Source organism: Xanthobacter sp. SG618, from assembly GCF_012932745.1.
GTDB classification, from domain to species: domain Bacteria; phylum Pseudomonadota; class Alphaproteobacteria; order Rhizobiales; family Xanthobacteraceae; genus Xanthobacter; species Xanthobacter flavus.
The window spans coordinates 348,786-362,137 of sequence record NZ_JABBHL010000001.1 but is presented as its reverse complement, the minus strand read 5'-3'; the positions used below and the strand labels follow the sequence as shown (position 1 = coordinate 362,137).

Here is a 13,352-nt window from a genome sequence, read left to right as displayed (position 1 = left end):
GGCAAAAGACGTGAAAAAACAATGATCTGGCGGAAGAGGTGGGATTCGAACCCACGGTGGAGTTGCCCCCACGGCGGTTTTCAAGACCGCTGCCTTAAACCACTCGGCCACCCTTCCGGGCCCCGCGTCGGGGCGGGGCTGTTGTGCCGTTCCATCTAGAACAGGTGCGCGGGCGCGTCGAGAGGGGCGGGCACGGGGAGGCGGTTACAGGGAGTGCGGGCGGGGTTCGGGTCGTCCGGATGCTGTCGTTTATGGTATCCTGATGGGCGGCAAGATTGCCGTTTGTTAACCATGGCCGCAGCTGCGCCCCATTTTCGCCGTCATTGGACCCCCTGTTGGCGGAATCTGCCGGGGTCCATGCCGATCACGGCGTGTGCGTTCTGTCTCTGCCGGCGGCAGCAAAAGCGGGGAACCGGGCACGGATGATGATGGGATCGGCGAGGACGCAGCGGAACAGGATCGGTCACCTCATGCGCGCCGTCACCGGCGTGGGGGCAGCGCCATCCATCCGGGGCGTGCGGACCGTGGCGGTCCTGTCGTCGCTCATCGCCATCGCCGGCTGCGGCTCGGTCGAATCCCTCGGCAGCAAGATCGATCCCATCTGGGGCGTTTCCACCAGCCCGCGCGTGATCGCGGAGGGCGAGCAGGTGCCGCGCGGCGGTGGCAGCTACAAGGTGGGCAAGCCATACACCATCGGTGGGCGCACCTATGTGCCGGCCGAGAATCCCAATTACATGGCCGAGGGCACGGCCTCCTGGTACGGCAAGGATTTCCACGGCCGCAAGACCGCCAATGGCGAGATCTTCGACATGGGCTCCATCTCCGCCGCCCACAAGACGCTGCCCATGCCGTCCTACGTGCGGGTGACGAACCTCTCCAACGACCGCTCCATCGTGGTGCGCATCAACAATCGCGGGCCCTATGTGGGCGACCGGCTGATCGACGTCTCCTACAAGACGGCGGAGCTGCTCGGCTTTGCCCAGCGCGGCATGACCAAGGTGCGCGTGGAATATCTCGGCCGCGCGCCGCTGGACGACGACGACGACATCAAGCTCGCCTCCACCCTGCGCACCGATGGCCGCCCGGCCGACCTGATCGAGGGCTCGCCGGTGCGCGTCGCCTCGGCCAAGCCTTTCGTGCCGGAAGGCCCGCCCCTGCGCCGGGTCGCGGCCTCCGCACCGCCGTCGGACGAGGCCCCGGTGCCGCCGTCGCGGCCTTATGATCTTGGCCAGACGAGCGGTTCGGGCCAGGTGGTGGCCAGCGCGGGCTGGTCGCAGGGGGCCGCGCCCGTGTCCGGCCTCGGCTTTGCGGGCGTACCCGGCGAACGCTGAGCCGGCCCGGCTCACCCCCAAGCCGAAGATATCCCCCCAACTCGATTCCCCGAGGGCTTTACCCGGAGCCGGCGCTTCGCGATGATCCCGCCGAATGGGACGTCGAGACCCCAAGCCGCGCTGCGGCCGGGACCGGCGCTGCCCGCGTGCCGTATCCCGGTGGAGCCAGATGTCCGTGTCCTCCCGCTTCGCCCCCCGTCTTGCCGCCGCTCTTGCCCTTCCCGCCGTCGCGCTGGCGCTGATTGGCGCGCTGACCGCGACCCGGCCCGCCGCTGCCCAACAGGCGCAGGGCTTCCAGACCTCGGTTCCCGCCGCCGCGTTGATCGATTTCGAGACCGGCACGATTCTCTACGAGAAGGACGCGGACAAGCGCTTCGCCCCCGGCACGCTGGTGAAGGTGATGACGGCGGATGTCGTCTTCTCCCAGCTCAAGGCCGGCAAGATCGCCCTCGACACCCCCTTCGTCGTGAGCGTGAACGCCTGGAAGCGGGGTGGCGGCCCCTCCGGCGGGGCGGCCATGTTCGCTGAGGTGAACAAGCCGGCCCCTGTGGGTGAGTTGCTCGCCGGCGCGCTGGTGGTCTCGGGCAATGACGCGGCCATCGCGCTGGCCGAGGGCGTCGCCAACACCGAGAGCGAGTTTTCCCAGATGATGAATGCCGAGGCGAAGGCCATCGGCATGGCGAATTCCGAGTTCCACAACGCCACGGGCTTCGCCGATCCCGGCCAGGTCTCCACGGCCCGCGACCTCGGCCTGCTCGCCGCCCACATCATCCGCACCTATCCCACCTACTACCCCGTCTTTGCCCGCCCCAACATCGAGTGGAGCCGCATCAAGCAGCGCAATCGGAACGTGCTGCTGGACGCCGGCATCGGGGCGGATGGCCTTCAGGTGGGCTGGGTGAAGGATGTGGGCTACCACGCCCTCGGCTCTGCGGTGCAGAACGGCCAGCGCCTCATCGTCGCCACCCTCGGCGCCAAGAGCGAGAAGGAGCGGCTGGAGGAGACGCGCAAGCTGCTGGAATGGGGCTTCCAGTCCTTCCGCCAGCGGCAGATCTTCACGGCGGATCAGGAGATCGGCCGTGCGCAGGTGTTCGGCGGCACGCAGGGCTCGGTCGGGCTCGTGGCGAAGGGGGCGGTTTCCATCCTCACGCCGCGCTCGGGCAACGAGCGCATCACCGCCAAGGTGGTCTACACCGGGCCGCTGCGCGCACCGGTGGCGAAGGGCACGGAGGTTGGCCGCATGCAGGTCACGCGCGGGCAGGTGAAGGCGTTGGAAATTCCGCTCTACACCGCCGAGGACGTGCCCGTGGGCTCTCTGACGGATCGCGCCCTCGACGGCGGCATGACGCTGATGGGCGACGGCGTGCGCGATCTCTTCAAGAAGGTGCTGGCGAAGGTCGGCAAATGAGCGGACGTTTCATCACCCTCGAAGGCGGGGAAGGCACGGGCAAGTCCACCCAGGCGCGGCGTCTGGCGCAGCATCTGCGCGCCCTTGGCCGCGAGGTGGTGGAGACGCGCGAGCCCGGCGGCACGCCCGGGGCGGAGGCGCTGCGCCATGTCATCCTCTCCGGGGCGGCCGAGCCTCTCGGGCCTGCAGCGGAGGCGCTGTTGTTCGCCGCCGCGCGGGCGGACCATGTGGCCGGGCTGATCGCTCCGGCACTGGCGGCGGGCAAGATCGTCGTGTGTGACCGCTTCATCGATTCTACCCGCGTCTATCAGGGCGCGGTCGGTGCCGTGGACGCGAGCCTTCTCGATTCGCTCGAAGGTCTATCCGTGGGAACCGTGCGGCCGGACCTCACCCTTGTGCTGGACGTGCCGCCCGAGATCGGCCTTGCCCGTGCCGCCCGTCGCGCGGCGGGCGCGGCGGCCGACCGGTTCGAGAAAGAGGGCGGCGATTATCACGCCGCGGTGCGCGCCGCCTTCCTCGCGCGGGCGGCGGCGGAGCCGGCGCGCTGCGCCCTCATCGATGCTTCGGCGGATGCGGATGCGGTCGCGGCCGCCATCGCCGATGTGGTGGCGGCCCGCCTCGGGCTGGGCGCCTACGAAATCTCGAGCGCGGGCGCATGAGCACGGAGATCGCTGGCGACGTGCTGCCGGGTGCGCCGCATCCGCGCGAGCAGGACCGCCTGTTCGGCCATGCGGCGGTGGAAGCGGACCTGCTGGGCGACTTCCGCGCCGGGCGCCTGCCCCATGCCCTACTCATCGGCGGGCCGGAGGGCATCGGCAAGGCGACATTGGCCTATCGCCTCGCCCGCGTGGTGCTGGCCGGCGGGCCGGAGCCGGGCGCCCATGATCTGAGCCTGTCACCGAGCCATCCGGTGTTCCGGCAGGTGGCCTCCATGAGCCATCCCGACATGCTCGTGCTGCGCCGGGCGCCGGAGGCGGGGGAGGAGAAGATCCCCACCATCATCCCGGCCGAGATGGTGCGCCGGGTGCGCAGCTTCTTCGGTGCCACGGCGGCGGCTGGCGGCTGGCGGGTGTGCATCGTCGATGCGGTGGACGAGCTAAACGCCTTCGGTGCCAATGCCTTGCTGAAGACGCTGGAGGAACCGCCGCCGCGCGCGTTGTTCCTGCTCATCACCCACGCCCCCGGCAAGGTGCTGGCCACCATCCGCTCGCGCTCGCGCCTGCTGCGGCTGCGGGCGCTGGGGGAGGGCGACGTGCTGGCGGCGCTGGATCATCTCTCCACCGAGATCGGCGACCTCAACGCCGCCGAGCTTCCGGCCGCCGCGCAGGCTTCCGGCGGCAGCGTGCGCCGCGCTTTGACGCTGGCGCGGGGGGAGGGGATGGAGGTGCGCCTCGCCACCCTCAAGGCGCTGGACCAGCTGCCGCGCCCCCGGCCGGAGGACCTGCACGCGCTGGGCACCCGGCTCCAGGGCGACCGGGCGGACGGGCTCGACCTATTCGTGGAGGCGGTGAGCGACTATGTGGCGGCGCAGGCCACGCACGCGGACGTGCCCCGTCATCGCCTTGTCCGCCTCGGCGAGGTGTGGGAGAAGGTGCGGCGCAGCGCGACCGAGGCGGATGTCTTCAATCTCGATCGCAAGGCGCTGGTGTTCCGCATCTTTGCCGATCTGGCCGAAGCCGTGCGCTGAAGCCGTCCCGCCACGGGGATCGGGGAAATCGTCCGAGCCTTTCGATGTCCGTCAAGCCGCCGTTCTACATCACCACCGCCATCGCCTATCCCAATGGCGTGCCCCATATGGGCCACGCCTACGAGGCCATCGCGACCGACTGCATCGCGCGGTTCAAGCGGCTGGACGGCTATGACGTGCGCTTCCTCACCGGTACGGACGAGCACGGCATCAAGATGCTGCAGACGGCCCAGAAGGCCGGCCTGACCCCGCGCGAGCTGCTGGAGCGCAACGTCCCCCGCTTCCAGGCGATGGTGGAGACATTCAACCTCTCCAACGACGACTTCATCCGCACCACCGAGGCGCGGCACAAGATTTCCACGCAGGCCATCTGGGAAAAAATGGCGGCGAACGGTGATATCTATAAATCCACGTATGCCGGCTGGTATTCGGTGCGGGATGAAGCCTATTACGCGGAAGACGAGACAACGCTGAACGACGCCGGTGTTCGGCTCGGCCCACAGGGTACGCCCGTGGAATGGGTGGAGGAGGAGAGCTACTTCTTCCGGCTCTCGGCCTATCAGGACCGACTCCTCACTTACTATGCCGAAAACCCGGGGTTTATAGGCCCTGACACCCGCCGAAACGAGGTTGTCAGCTTCGTGTCAGGTGGCCTTCAGGACCTCTCCATCTCCCGCACCACCTTCGACTGGGGCATTCCGGTGCCCGGCGACGACAAGCACATCATGTATGTGTGGGTGGATGCGCTGACGAACTATATCACCGCGCTCGGGTATCCGAACGTGGACGGCGACTTCGCGAAGTACTGGCCGGCGGACGTGCATGTCATCGGCAAGGACATCATTCGTTTCCACGCAGTGTACTGGCCGGCATTTCTCTGGTCCGCGGGGCTGGAAGCGCCGAAACGCGTGTTCGGACATGGCTTTCTCTTCAATCGCGGAGAGAAGATGTCCAAGTCGGTGGGCAACGTCATCGACCCGTTCGACCTTGCCGCCACCTATGGCGTTGATGCCATTCGATATTTCTTCCTGCGGGAGGTCGCGTTCGGCCAGGATGGCTCCTACAGCCACGAGGCCATCGTCAACCGCATGAATGCCGACCTCGCCAACGATCTGGGCAACCTCGCCCAGCGGTCACTGTCGATGATTTCCAAGAATCTCAATGGCTTGGTGCCGACCCCCGGTCCGCTCTCGCCGGAGGACGAGGCCATGCTCGCCCTCGCCGACGGGATGCTCGCAAAGAGCCGCGAGGCCATGGAGGCGCAGGCTATCCATTTGTATCTTAACGCAGTTTGGGCCGTGGTCGCGGAAGCCAACCGCTACTTCGCTGCCCAGGCCCCCTGGGCCCTGCGCAAGACCGATCCCGCCCGCATGGAGACGGTGCTCTGGGTGACCGCCGAGGTGATCCGGCAGGTAGGCATCCTGGTCCAGCCGGTGATGCCGGAGAGTGCCGCCAAGTTGTTGGATCTGGTGGCGATTCCAGCCGGGGAGCGGGGTTTCGACCGGCTCGATCCGGCCTTCCGCCTGCCCGCCGGGTTCGAGCTTCCGACCCCCGCCGGCGTGTTCCCGCGCTATGTGGAGCCGGAAGCCGCCACCTGAGGGCAAACATGGGTTGGCACCGGAAATTTCTTAACCTTGCTAGGGTTTTGTAGTTTACAGCACGCGGGGCTGGGGGAACTGGAGCGGTGGGAATGACGGGCGTGAGATGGGTTTCGGCGGCCGCGGTGGCGCTGGCACTGGCCGGCTGCTCCAGCAGCTACGACCGCGCTCCGGCGCCTTCTCCCAACTATGATCCCGTCCCCCCGGCCATGCCCACGGAGATGCCGCCGCCGGTGCCGGAAGGCCCCGCCGTTCCGCGCATCGAGGTGAAGCTCGCCGGCGCCGACGCCACCCTGGTGCGCGCCCGCATCGCCACCTCCCGCCGCGCCCGGCAATACACCATCACGGTGGACCAGCCGGCCCAACTCATTGCCGAAAAACGCCTTCCTCCGGATGAGGCGATGAAGCGCACCAACGGCCAGAGCCAGGATGCGGCCTTCCGACTGGACTACATCTTCAACACCTCGGGCGGCAACGTCACGGTGTCGCTGGAGGCGTCCATCGTCACCAATCCCGGCCGCCCCGGCGAGCGCGTGCAGCCCATCACCATGCCCGCCCCCGACGCGGACGCGCTGAAGGAAGAGATCAGCTCGGCCCAGTAGCCGCGCTTTTCAACGCTGGCGCGGGGTTCCGGCGAGACGCTCCACGGCGATGACGGTCGCGAGTGCCGCAATGGTCTTCACTGCGGCGCCCGGCAGGAAGGGCAGGAAGCCCTTCTCGAGCGCGAAGACCGGCCCCATCTTCGTCGCGAGCCAGCCGGCCCCCATGACCATCAGCACGAGATGGCCGAGGGCGAGAACGCCGAACAGCGGCAGCGGGCGCAGCCGCGCCCAGGTCTCCTGAAGCCAGCCCACCAGCAGCGTCGTCACCAGAAATCCGACGATGAAGCCACCGGAGGTGCCGGTGAGCATGGCGAGCCCGCTCCGACCGCCCGAGAACACCGGCAGTCCCATCAATCCGGCGAGGAGATAGATCCCGACGGTGAGCCCGCCGAATTGCCAGCCCATGAGGGCCGCCAGCGAGATGAGCACATAGCTCTGCAGCGTGATCGGCACGGGCTGGATGGGGATGGACAGCTGGGCGCTCCAGGCCAGCAGGGCCACGCCCACGACGAGCAAGGCAATCGCCCAGACGTTGGACGCATCAGCGAGCCGAGCCAAAGCGGGGCGGAACGGGGACTGGGTCTTGAACATGAAAAGTCTCGCCATGGGACGAGCCGGCCCGGCCCGCGTCGGCCCCCGCGATACCTTTGCCGGAGCCGTCCGGCAAGGCCCGGCCGCGCGTGCGACGCATGGCCCGGCGCCTCGACGGGGAGGGCCGATGCGCTTATGTGAAGCGCGGAACGTCCGTAGGATCATCATGCTCGTCGACAGCCACTGCCATCTCGATTTCCCCGATTTCGCCGCCGAGCTGCCGGACGTGGTGGCCCGCGCCGAGGCGGCTGGCGTCTCCCATCTCGTCACCATTTCCACGCGGGTGCGGCGCTTCAACGAGATCGCCGCCATCGCGGAGCGGTTCGACAGCGTGAGCTGCTCGGTGGGCACCCACCCCCATCAGGCGGGCGAGGAAACCGACGTCACGGTGAAGGACCTGGTGGACCTCTCCCGCCATCCCAAGGTGGTGGCCATCGGCGAGGTGGGGCTGGACTATCACTACGACCTCGGCCCGCGCGAGGCGCAGGAGCATGGCTTCCGCACGCACATTGCAGCGTCGCGCGAGACCGGCCTGCCGCTGGTGATCCACGCCCGCGAGGCGGACGAGGATGTCGCCGCCATTCTGGAAGAAGAGAGCGCCAAAGGCGCCTTTCCCTTCCTGCTCCACTGCTTCACCGCCGGCCCCGATCTCGCCCGCCGGGCGCTGGCGCTGGGGGGCTACATCTCCTTCTCCGGCGTCGTGACCTTCAAGAAGAGCGAGGATCTGCGCGCCATCGCCTGCGACGTGCCGGCGGACCGCATCCTGGTGGAAACCGATTCCCCGTTCCTCGCGCCCACGCCCCATCGCGGCAAGCGCAACGAGCCCTCCTTCGTGCGCGAGACGGCGAAGGTGCTGGCCGAGGCGCGGGGCGAGCCCTTCGAGACCTTCGCCGCCGCAACCACCCGGAATTTCTACACCTTGTTTTCCAAGGCCGGGCGCTGAACGAGGGAGGAGACGCGGTGAACCACGATCGCTACGACGACGCCTATATCCGCTCCCTCCTCTCCGAGGTGAAGACGATCGCCATCGTCGGCGCCAGCGCCAATGCGGCGCGGCCGTCCTATTTCGTGATGAAGTATCTGTCCGAGCGGGGCTATCGCGTCTATCCGGTCAATCCGGGGCAGGCGGGCAAGACCGTGGTGGGACTCACCTTCGTCGCGTCGCTGAAGGATGTGCCTGAGGCCATCGACATGGTGGATGTGTTCCGCGCGCCCGAGCATGTGCCCGCCGTTCTCGACGAGGTGCTGGCGCTCGATCCCCTGCCCAAGGTGCTGTGGACGCAGCTCGGCGTGCGCAACGACGAGGCCGCCGCCCGCGCCGAGGCCGCCGGGCTCAAGGTAGTGATGAACCGCTGCCCCAAGATCGAGTATGGCCGCCTTTCCGGCGAGATCGGATGGACCGGCGTCAATTCCCGCACCATCTCGTCCCGCCGTCCGCAGCGGCTGGGCAGCGGGGTGCAGCGGCTTTCCATCGCACCGCGTGGACCGAAATCAATCTAATCGGTAGAAGTACGGAATTATCTATCGAAGCCCGCCGGCATAGAAGGTTGGCACTGACGGAGAAAGCGCCCATGTCCGACGACAAAACCCCCGCAGCCCCCCGCGAGCCGGGCTTCGCGACCCTCGCGATCCACGCCGGTGCCCAGCCCGATCCCACGACCGGCGCGCGGGCGACGCCGATCTACCAGACCACCTCGTTCGTCTTCGACGACGTGGACCATGCGGCCTCCCTGTTTGGCCTGCAGGCATTCGGCAACATCTATACCCGCATCACCAACCCCACCAATGCGGTGCTGGAAGAGCGCGTCGCGGCGCTGGAGGGCGGCACGGCGGCCCTTGCGGTCGCGTCCGGCCATGCGGCCCAGCATCTGGTGTTCCACACGCTGCTGACGCCGGGTGACGAGTTCATCGCCTCGCGCAAGCTCTACGGCGGCTCCATCAACCAGTTCTCCCACGCCTTCAAGAGCTTCGGCTGGAACGTAGTGTGGGCGGACCCGGACGATGTGTCCTCGTTCGAGCGGGCGGTGACGCCGAAGACCAAGGCGATCTTCATCGAATCCATCGCCAATCCGGGCGGCGTAGTGACCGATGTCGCCGCCATCTCCGCCATCGCCAAGAAGGCGGGTGTGCCGCTCATCGTCGACAATACGCTGGCGACGCCCTACCTCTGGCAGCCCATCAAGGACGGCGCGGACATCGTCGTGCATTCGGCCACCAAGTTCCTGGGTGGCCACGGCAATTCCATTGGCGGCGTGATCGTGGACGCGGGAACGTTCGACTGGTCGGCCTCGGGCCGCTACCCGTTCCTGAGCGAGCCGCGGCCGGAATATTCCGGCATGGTGCTGCACGAGACCTTCGGCAATTTCGCCTTCGCGATCGCCGCCCGCGTGCTCGGCCTGCGCGACCTCGGGCCGGCGCTCTCGCCCTTCAACGCCTTCCTGATCCTCACCGGCATCGAGACGCTGGCCCTGCGCATGCAGCGGCACAGCGAGAATGCGCTGAAGGTGGCGCAGTGGCTTGCCGCGCACCCCAAGGTGTCCTGGGTGAGCTATCCGGGCCTCGCGACCGACAAGTATCACGCTCTGGCGCAGAAATACCTGCCCAAGGGCGCTGGCGCGGTGTTCACCTTCGGCCTCAAGGGCGGCTATGAGGCCGGCGTGAAGCTGGTGTCGAACGTCGAGCTGTTCTCGCACCTCGCCAATATCGGCGACACGCGCTCGCTCATCATCCATCCCGCCTCCACGACCCATCGCCAGCTGACCGACGAGGGCAAGACGGCGGCGGGTGCCGGGCCGGAAGTGGTGCGCCTGTCCATCGGCATCGAGGACGCGGCGGATATCATCGGCGACCTCGATCAGGCGCTGGCGAAGATCTGATCTTCCATCCGCGCGGGCTCCCTAGAGCCCGCGCGGCTTTCATAGGGCGATGAGGTTCAGCCGGACGGACTTCCGCCGTCGCCATAGACTTCCCGCGTCAGCTCCAGCCAGGCGCGGGCGGCGTGGGAGAGATAGCTGCCCTTTCGCCAGACGATGGCCATGTGCCACTCGGTGCCCGGCTCGGCGAGTTCCGACAGGCGCACCGCCGGCGTCCGGCGCTGGTACGCGATGGTCTTGGGCAGGAAGGCGACGCCCAGCCCCGCGCCCGCAATCTCCACGATGAAGTCGATCTGCCCGCTGCGCGCCGCCACCTGAGGCGAGAAGCCGTTGCGGGCGCAGGCGTCCTCCAGAACCTGGTTCAGCGCGAAACCGCCCTCGAACAGGATGAAGGGGAAGTCGGCGAGGTCGGCGATCGTCACCCGGTCCCGTCCCGCCAGCGGATGGCTCACCGGCAGAACGGCCATAAGCGGCTCGCAGCGCACGGCCTGTCCGTCGAAGCCATCCTTGGCGGGCAGCAGGGAGCCGGCCAGCTCCACTTCGCCCTCCAGCAGCATCTCCTCCAGCCGCTTCGAGCCATGCTCGGTGAGGCGGATTTCGATGCCCGGATAGCGGGAGCGGAAGACCGCGAACAAGGGCGCAAACAGCGTGCTCGCGCCGAGCGGCGGCAGGCCGAGCCGCAGGCTCCCGCGCCTGAGGCCCCTGAGATCCTCCAACTCGGCGACGACACCCTCGCGCTCGGCCAGCAAAGTCAAAGCGCGGCGGTAGACGATCTCGCCCGCGGCCGTGAGTTGGCTGCGATGGCCGATGCGATCGAGCAGCGGCACGCCGAGTTCGTCTTCCAGCTGCTTCACGGCCTTGGAGACCGTGGGTTGGGTGGCATTGAGGACCTTGGCGGCCGGCGAGAAGCCGCCCTGCCGCACCACCTCGACGAAAGCCCTGAGCGTACGAAGTTCCATATCATGCCTATATGGAATGGTCTTTATGCATTCAATTCATTTTCATCATGTTGCGATGCATACTATCTTACTGGCATCGGCACTGGAGGTGCCAGCCATGACCCAGAATCGCTCTGCCCTCAATCACTTGCTCCGTACCGCCCGCCTCGCGCTGCACCGCAGCATGCTGGTTCAGCTCGGCGTGCTCGCCGGCTTCTGGATGGCGGGCGAAGGCGTGGTGCGGCTGGTGAAGCTGCCGGTGCCCGGTGGCATCGTCGGCATGGTGGTCGTGCTCGCCCTCCTGGCGAGCGGCTGGCTGCGTCCGGCCAGCGTGCGGCGCGGGGCGTCCTGGCTGCTGGCGGAAATGCTGCTGTTCTTCGTGCCCGCCGTCATGGCCGTGCTCGATCACAAGGAACTCATCGGCCTTGATGGCCTGAAGATCGCGGCGGTGATCCTGCTCGGCACGGTCACCGTAATGGGCGGCACCGCGCTCGCCGTCGATCTGTGCTGGCGCTGGACCCAGCGCCTGTCGCGGGAGGCGCGCCATGTGGATGCATAATCCACTGTTCGCGACGCTGTTCTGGTCGACCGTTACCATCGGCTCCTATCTCGCCGCGCGGGCCATCGGCCGGCGCTGGCGGTTCTGGTGGACCTCGCCGCTTCTGCTGACGCCCATCGGCGTCGGTGCCGTGGCGCTCAGCCTGCACGCCGGATATGGCGAGTACATCGCCGGCACCCGCTGGCTGCTGCTGATGATGGGGCCGGCGACGGTGGCCTTCGCCATTCCCATCTATGAGCAGCGCGCGCTCATCCGCCGCTACTGGCCGGTGCTGCTGGTCGGCGTCGCGGTGGGCAGCACCCTCGCCATGGGGACGGCGCTGGCCCTCGCGCATCTTCTGGGACTGAGCGATTCCATCGGCCTCAGTCTGATGCCGCGGTCGACCTCCACCCCCTTCGCGATGGCGGTTTCCAGCGACATCGGCGGCGTGCCGGACCTCACCGCCGTGTTCGTCATCCTCACCGGCATCTGCGGTGCGGCGCTGGGCGAGGTGGTGCTGAAGGTGATGCCGCTGCGCTCTTCGCTGGCCCGCGGCGCCCTGTTCGGCATGGGCGCCCACGGAGCCGGCGTTGCCCGGGCGCACCAGATCGGCGGGGAGGAAGGCTCCATCGCCGGTCTCGTGATGGTGCTGGCGGGCCTGTTCAACGTGATGATCGCGCCGCTCGTGGCGGCGCTGGTCTAGGCGGCCGCGGTCACGGCCTTGGCGGCCTTGGGAGCACCGAGGCCGCTCACATGCACCACGGCGAAGATCAGGACGATGGTCGCCCCGAACTGATGGGCCAGGGCGATGTCGATGGGCACCTGATGGATCAGCGTCAGGATGCCCAGCGTCGCCTGCGCCGTCACCAGAGCGAACAGAACCCACGCCCGCTTCGCCGCCCGCCCGCCGCCACGCATGCAATCGAGCGCGTGGACGAGCGCCAGCGCCCAGAGGGCGTAGGCCACCATGCGGTGATCGAACTGCACCGTCAGCGCATTCTCGAACAGGTTGCGCCAGAAGGGCGACATGGCGCCGAGCTGCTCGGCGGCGGGGATGAAGTGGCCGTCCATGAGCGGCCAGGTGTTGTAGGCCATGCCGGCGTCGAGCCCGGCCACCAGTCCGCCGGCGAAGATCTGCACCAGCACGAGAGCGACCAGCATGCGTGCCGTCAGCCGTACCCGGCCGTTCACCGTCTGCCGCCCCTCGCCGGCGAGCGATCGCGCAACGGCGACGATGGCGGCGAGGATCACGCAGGCGAGGGTGAGATGGACCGCAAGGCGATACTGGCTGACGGAGACCCGCTCCGTGAGGCCCGACGCCACCATCCACCAGCCGACGGCGCCCTGCAGCCCGCCGAGGGCGAACAGGCCGAGGCACTTGGCCAGTAGCGATCCGCGCAGCACGCCGCGGAAGGCGAAATAGAGGAAGGGCAGGAAGAAGGCGAAGCCGATGACCCGGCCGAGCAGCCGGTGGCCCCATTCCCACCAATAGATGCGCTTGAACGCCTCCAGCCCCATGCCCTTGTTCAGGATCTCGTACTGGGGAATGGCCTTGTAGCGGTCGAACTCCGCCTGCCAGTCGCCCTGTGACATAGGTGGCAGGGCGCCGGTGACAGGCTTCCATTCGGTGATGGAGAGGCCGGATTCGGTGAGGCGCGTCGCGCCGCCCACGACGACCATGGCCACGATCAGCGCCGCGACGAAATAGAGCCAGAGGCGGACGGCCTTGATCCCGGGGCGGGGACGGTCGGCGATCAGGGTAACGGCTTCGGCGTGCGACATGAGA

General features: G+C 67.9%; 14 protein-coding genes and 1 tRNA gene. 11 read left to right on the top strand and 4 right to left on the bottom strand.

The window, feature by feature from the left end:
• Window positions 1–27: 27 nt before the first annotated feature.
• Window positions 28–117, bottom strand: a tRNA-Ser gene (locus FHT36_RS01790).
• Window positions 118–470: 353 nt separating this feature from the next.
• On the opposite strand from FHT36_RS01790, the gene FHT36_RS01785 reads away from it, so the two are divergent.
• The 6 genes from FHT36_RS01785 to FHT36_RS01760 all read left to right on the top strand — a co-directional run bounded on the left by FHT36_RS01785 (window position 471) and on the right by FHT36_RS01760 (window position 6,626).
• Window positions 471–1,331: a septal ring lytic transglycosylase RlpA family protein gene (locus tag FHT36_RS01785; protein WP_169120601.1), complete on the top strand. Its 861-nt coding sequence runs from the start codon at window positions 471–473 to the stop codon at window positions 1,329–1,331.
• A 169-nt stretch (window positions 1,332–1,500) separates the two neighbouring features.
• Window positions 1,501–2,739 (top strand): D-alanyl-D-alanine carboxypeptidase family protein, encoded by a 1,239-nt coding sequence (locus tag FHT36_RS01780; RefSeq protein ID WP_169120599.1) that lies wholly within the window; start codon window positions 1,501–1,503, stop codon window positions 2,737–2,739.
• Window positions 2,736–3,398 carry a dTMP kinase gene (gene tmk / locus FHT36_RS01775; RefSeq protein ID WP_169120597.1) on the top strand — a complete coding sequence of 221 codons (663 nt, stop codon included), beginning with the start codon at window positions 2,736–2,738 and terminating at the stop codon, window positions 3,396–3,398. Before FHT36_RS01780 ends, tmk begins: the two co-directional genes overlap by 4 nt.
• A complete protein-coding gene (locus FHT36_RS01770; protein WP_024279130.1) occupies window positions 3,395–4,426 on the top strand; it encodes a DNA polymerase III subunit delta' in 1,032 nt (343 codons plus the stop codon). The genes tmk and FHT36_RS01770 overlap by 4 nt, the downstream gene beginning before the upstream one ends.
• A 44-nt stretch (window positions 4,427–4,470) precedes the next feature.
• The gene (gene metG, locus FHT36_RS01765) at window positions 4,471–6,024 is read left to right on the top strand and encodes a methionine--tRNA ligase (protein ID WP_169120595.1); all 1,554 of its coding nucleotides are present in this window, start codon (window positions 4,471–4,473) and stop codon (window positions 6,022–6,024) included.
• 92 nt (window positions 6,025–6,116) lie between these two features.
• On the top strand, window positions 6,117–6,626 hold the full coding sequence (locus FHT36_RS01760) for a hypothetical protein (RefSeq protein WP_169120593.1): 510 nt from the start codon (window positions 6,117–6,119) through the stop codon (window positions 6,624–6,626).
• Window positions 6,627–6,635: 9 nt separating this feature from the next.
• Here FHT36_RS01760 and FHT36_RS01755 read toward each other — a convergent pair whose 3' ends face one another.
• Complete coding sequence (locus FHT36_RS01755; RefSeq protein WP_169120591.1) at window positions 6,636–7,217, bottom strand: biotin transporter BioY; 582 nt, start codon at window positions 7,215–7,217, stop codon at window positions 6,636–6,638.
• Between the two features lie 166 nt (window positions 7,218–7,383).
• Here FHT36_RS01755 and FHT36_RS01750 point away from each other — a divergent pair, with 166 nt between their 5' ends.
• The 3 genes from FHT36_RS01750 (at window position 7,384) to FHT36_RS01740 (ending at window position 10,093) form a co-directional block, all read left to right on the top strand.
• Window positions 7,384–8,160 carry a TatD family hydrolase gene (locus tag FHT36_RS01750; RefSeq protein WP_169120589.1) on the top strand — a complete coding sequence of 259 codons (777 nt, stop codon included), beginning with the start codon at window positions 7,384–7,386 and terminating at the stop codon, window positions 8,158–8,160.
• A gap of 17 nt (window positions 8,161–8,177) precedes the next feature.
• The gene (locus FHT36_RS01745; protein ID WP_169120587.1) at window positions 8,178–8,717 is read left to right on the top strand and encodes a CoA-binding protein; all 540 of its coding nucleotides are present in this window, start codon (window positions 8,178–8,180) and stop codon (window positions 8,715–8,717) included.
• 71 nt (window positions 8,718–8,788) lie between these two features.
• Window positions 8,789–10,093 carry an O-acetylhomoserine aminocarboxypropyltransferase gene (locus FHT36_RS01740; protein ID WP_169120585.1) on the top strand — a complete coding sequence of 435 codons (1,305 nt, stop codon included), beginning with the start codon at window positions 8,789–8,791 and terminating at the stop codon, window positions 10,091–10,093.
• A 56-nt stretch (window positions 10,094–10,149) separates the two neighbouring features.
• Here the strand turns inward: FHT36_RS01740 and FHT36_RS01735 are convergent, their stop codons facing one another.
• Window positions 10,150–11,049: a LysR family transcriptional regulator gene (locus FHT36_RS01735; protein WP_169120583.1), complete on the bottom strand. Its 900-nt coding sequence runs from the start codon at window positions 11,047–11,049 to the stop codon at window positions 10,150–10,152.
• 97 nt (window positions 11,050–11,146) lie between these two features.
• Between FHT36_RS01735 and FHT36_RS01730 the strand changes: the two genes are divergently transcribed.
• Both FHT36_RS01730 and FHT36_RS01725 read left to right on the top strand, forming a co-directional pair.
• Complete coding sequence (locus FHT36_RS01730) at window positions 11,147–11,587, top strand: CidA/LrgA family protein (protein WP_169120581.1); 441 nt, start codon at window positions 11,147–11,149, stop codon at window positions 11,585–11,587.
• On the top strand, window positions 11,574–12,269 hold the full coding sequence (locus FHT36_RS01725) for an LrgB family protein (RefSeq protein ID WP_169120579.1): 696 nt from the start codon (window positions 11,574–11,576) through the stop codon (window positions 12,267–12,269). The genes FHT36_RS01730 and FHT36_RS01725 overlap by 14 nt, the downstream gene beginning before the upstream one ends.
• Here FHT36_RS01725 and FHT36_RS01720 read toward each other — a convergent pair.
• The gene (locus FHT36_RS01720; protein ID WP_169120577.1) at window positions 12,266–13,348 is read right to left on the bottom strand and encodes a COX15/CtaA family protein; all 1,083 of its coding nucleotides are present in this window, start codon (window positions 13,346–13,348) and stop codon (window positions 12,266–12,268) included. The two genes, FHT36_RS01725 and FHT36_RS01720, sit on opposite strands and share 4 nt — an antisense overlap.
• Between the last annotated feature and the right edge of the window lie 4 nt (window positions 13,349–13,352).

What these genes read in the sequence shown, in the direction of transcription:
- FHT36_RS01760 (WP_169120593.1), top strand. Translation starts at nt 6,117, where the DNA reads ATGACGGGCGTGAGATGGGTTTCGGCGGCCGCGGTGGCGCTGGCACTG.
- FHT36_RS01785 (WP_169120601.1), top strand. Translation starts at nt 471, where the DNA reads ATGCGCGCCGTCACCGGCGTGGGGGCAGCGCCATCCATCCGGGGCGTG.
- metG (WP_169120595.1), top strand. Translation starts at nt 4,471, where the DNA reads ATGTCCGTCAAGCCGCCGTTCTACATCACCACCGCCATCGCCTATCCC.
- FHT36_RS01730 (WP_169120581.1), top strand. Translation starts at nt 11,147, where the DNA reads ATGACCCAGAATCGCTCTGCCCTCAATCACTTGCTCCGTACCGCCCGC.
- FHT36_RS01750 (WP_169120589.1), top strand. Translation starts at nt 7,384, where the DNA reads ATGCTCGTCGACAGCCACTGCCATCTCGATTTCCCCGATTTCGCCGCC.
- FHT36_RS01725 (WP_169120579.1), top strand. Translation starts at nt 11,574, where the DNA reads ATGTGGATGCATAATCCACTGTTCGCGACGCTGTTCTGGTCGACCGTT.
- FHT36_RS01720 (WP_169120577.1), bottom strand. Translation starts at nt 13,348, where the DNA reads ATGTCGCACGCCGAAGCCGTTACCCTGATCGCCGACCGTCCCCGCCCC.
- FHT36_RS01780 (WP_169120599.1), top strand. Translation starts at nt 1,501, where the DNA reads ATGTCCGTGTCCTCCCGCTTCGCCCCCCGTCTTGCCGCCGCTCTTGCC.
- FHT36_RS01735 (WP_169120583.1), bottom strand. Translation starts at nt 11,049, where the DNA reads ATGGAACTTCGTACGCTCAGGGCTTTCGTCGAGGTGGTGCGGCAGGGC.
- tmk (WP_169120597.1), top strand. Translation starts at nt 2,736, where the DNA reads ATGAGCGGACGTTTCATCACCCTCGAAGGCGGGGAAGGCACGGGCAAG.
- FHT36_RS01770 (WP_024279130.1), top strand. Translation starts at nt 3,395, where the DNA reads ATGAGCACGGAGATCGCTGGCGACGTGCTGCCGGGTGCGCCGCATCCG.
- FHT36_RS01755 (WP_169120591.1), bottom strand. Translation starts at nt 7,217, where the DNA reads ATGTTCAAGACCCAGTCCCCGTTCCGCCCCGCTTTGGCTCGGCTCGCT.
- FHT36_RS01740 (WP_169120585.1), top strand. Translation starts at nt 8,789, where the DNA reads ATGTCCGACGACAAAACCCCCGCAGCCCCCCGCGAGCCGGGCTTCGCG.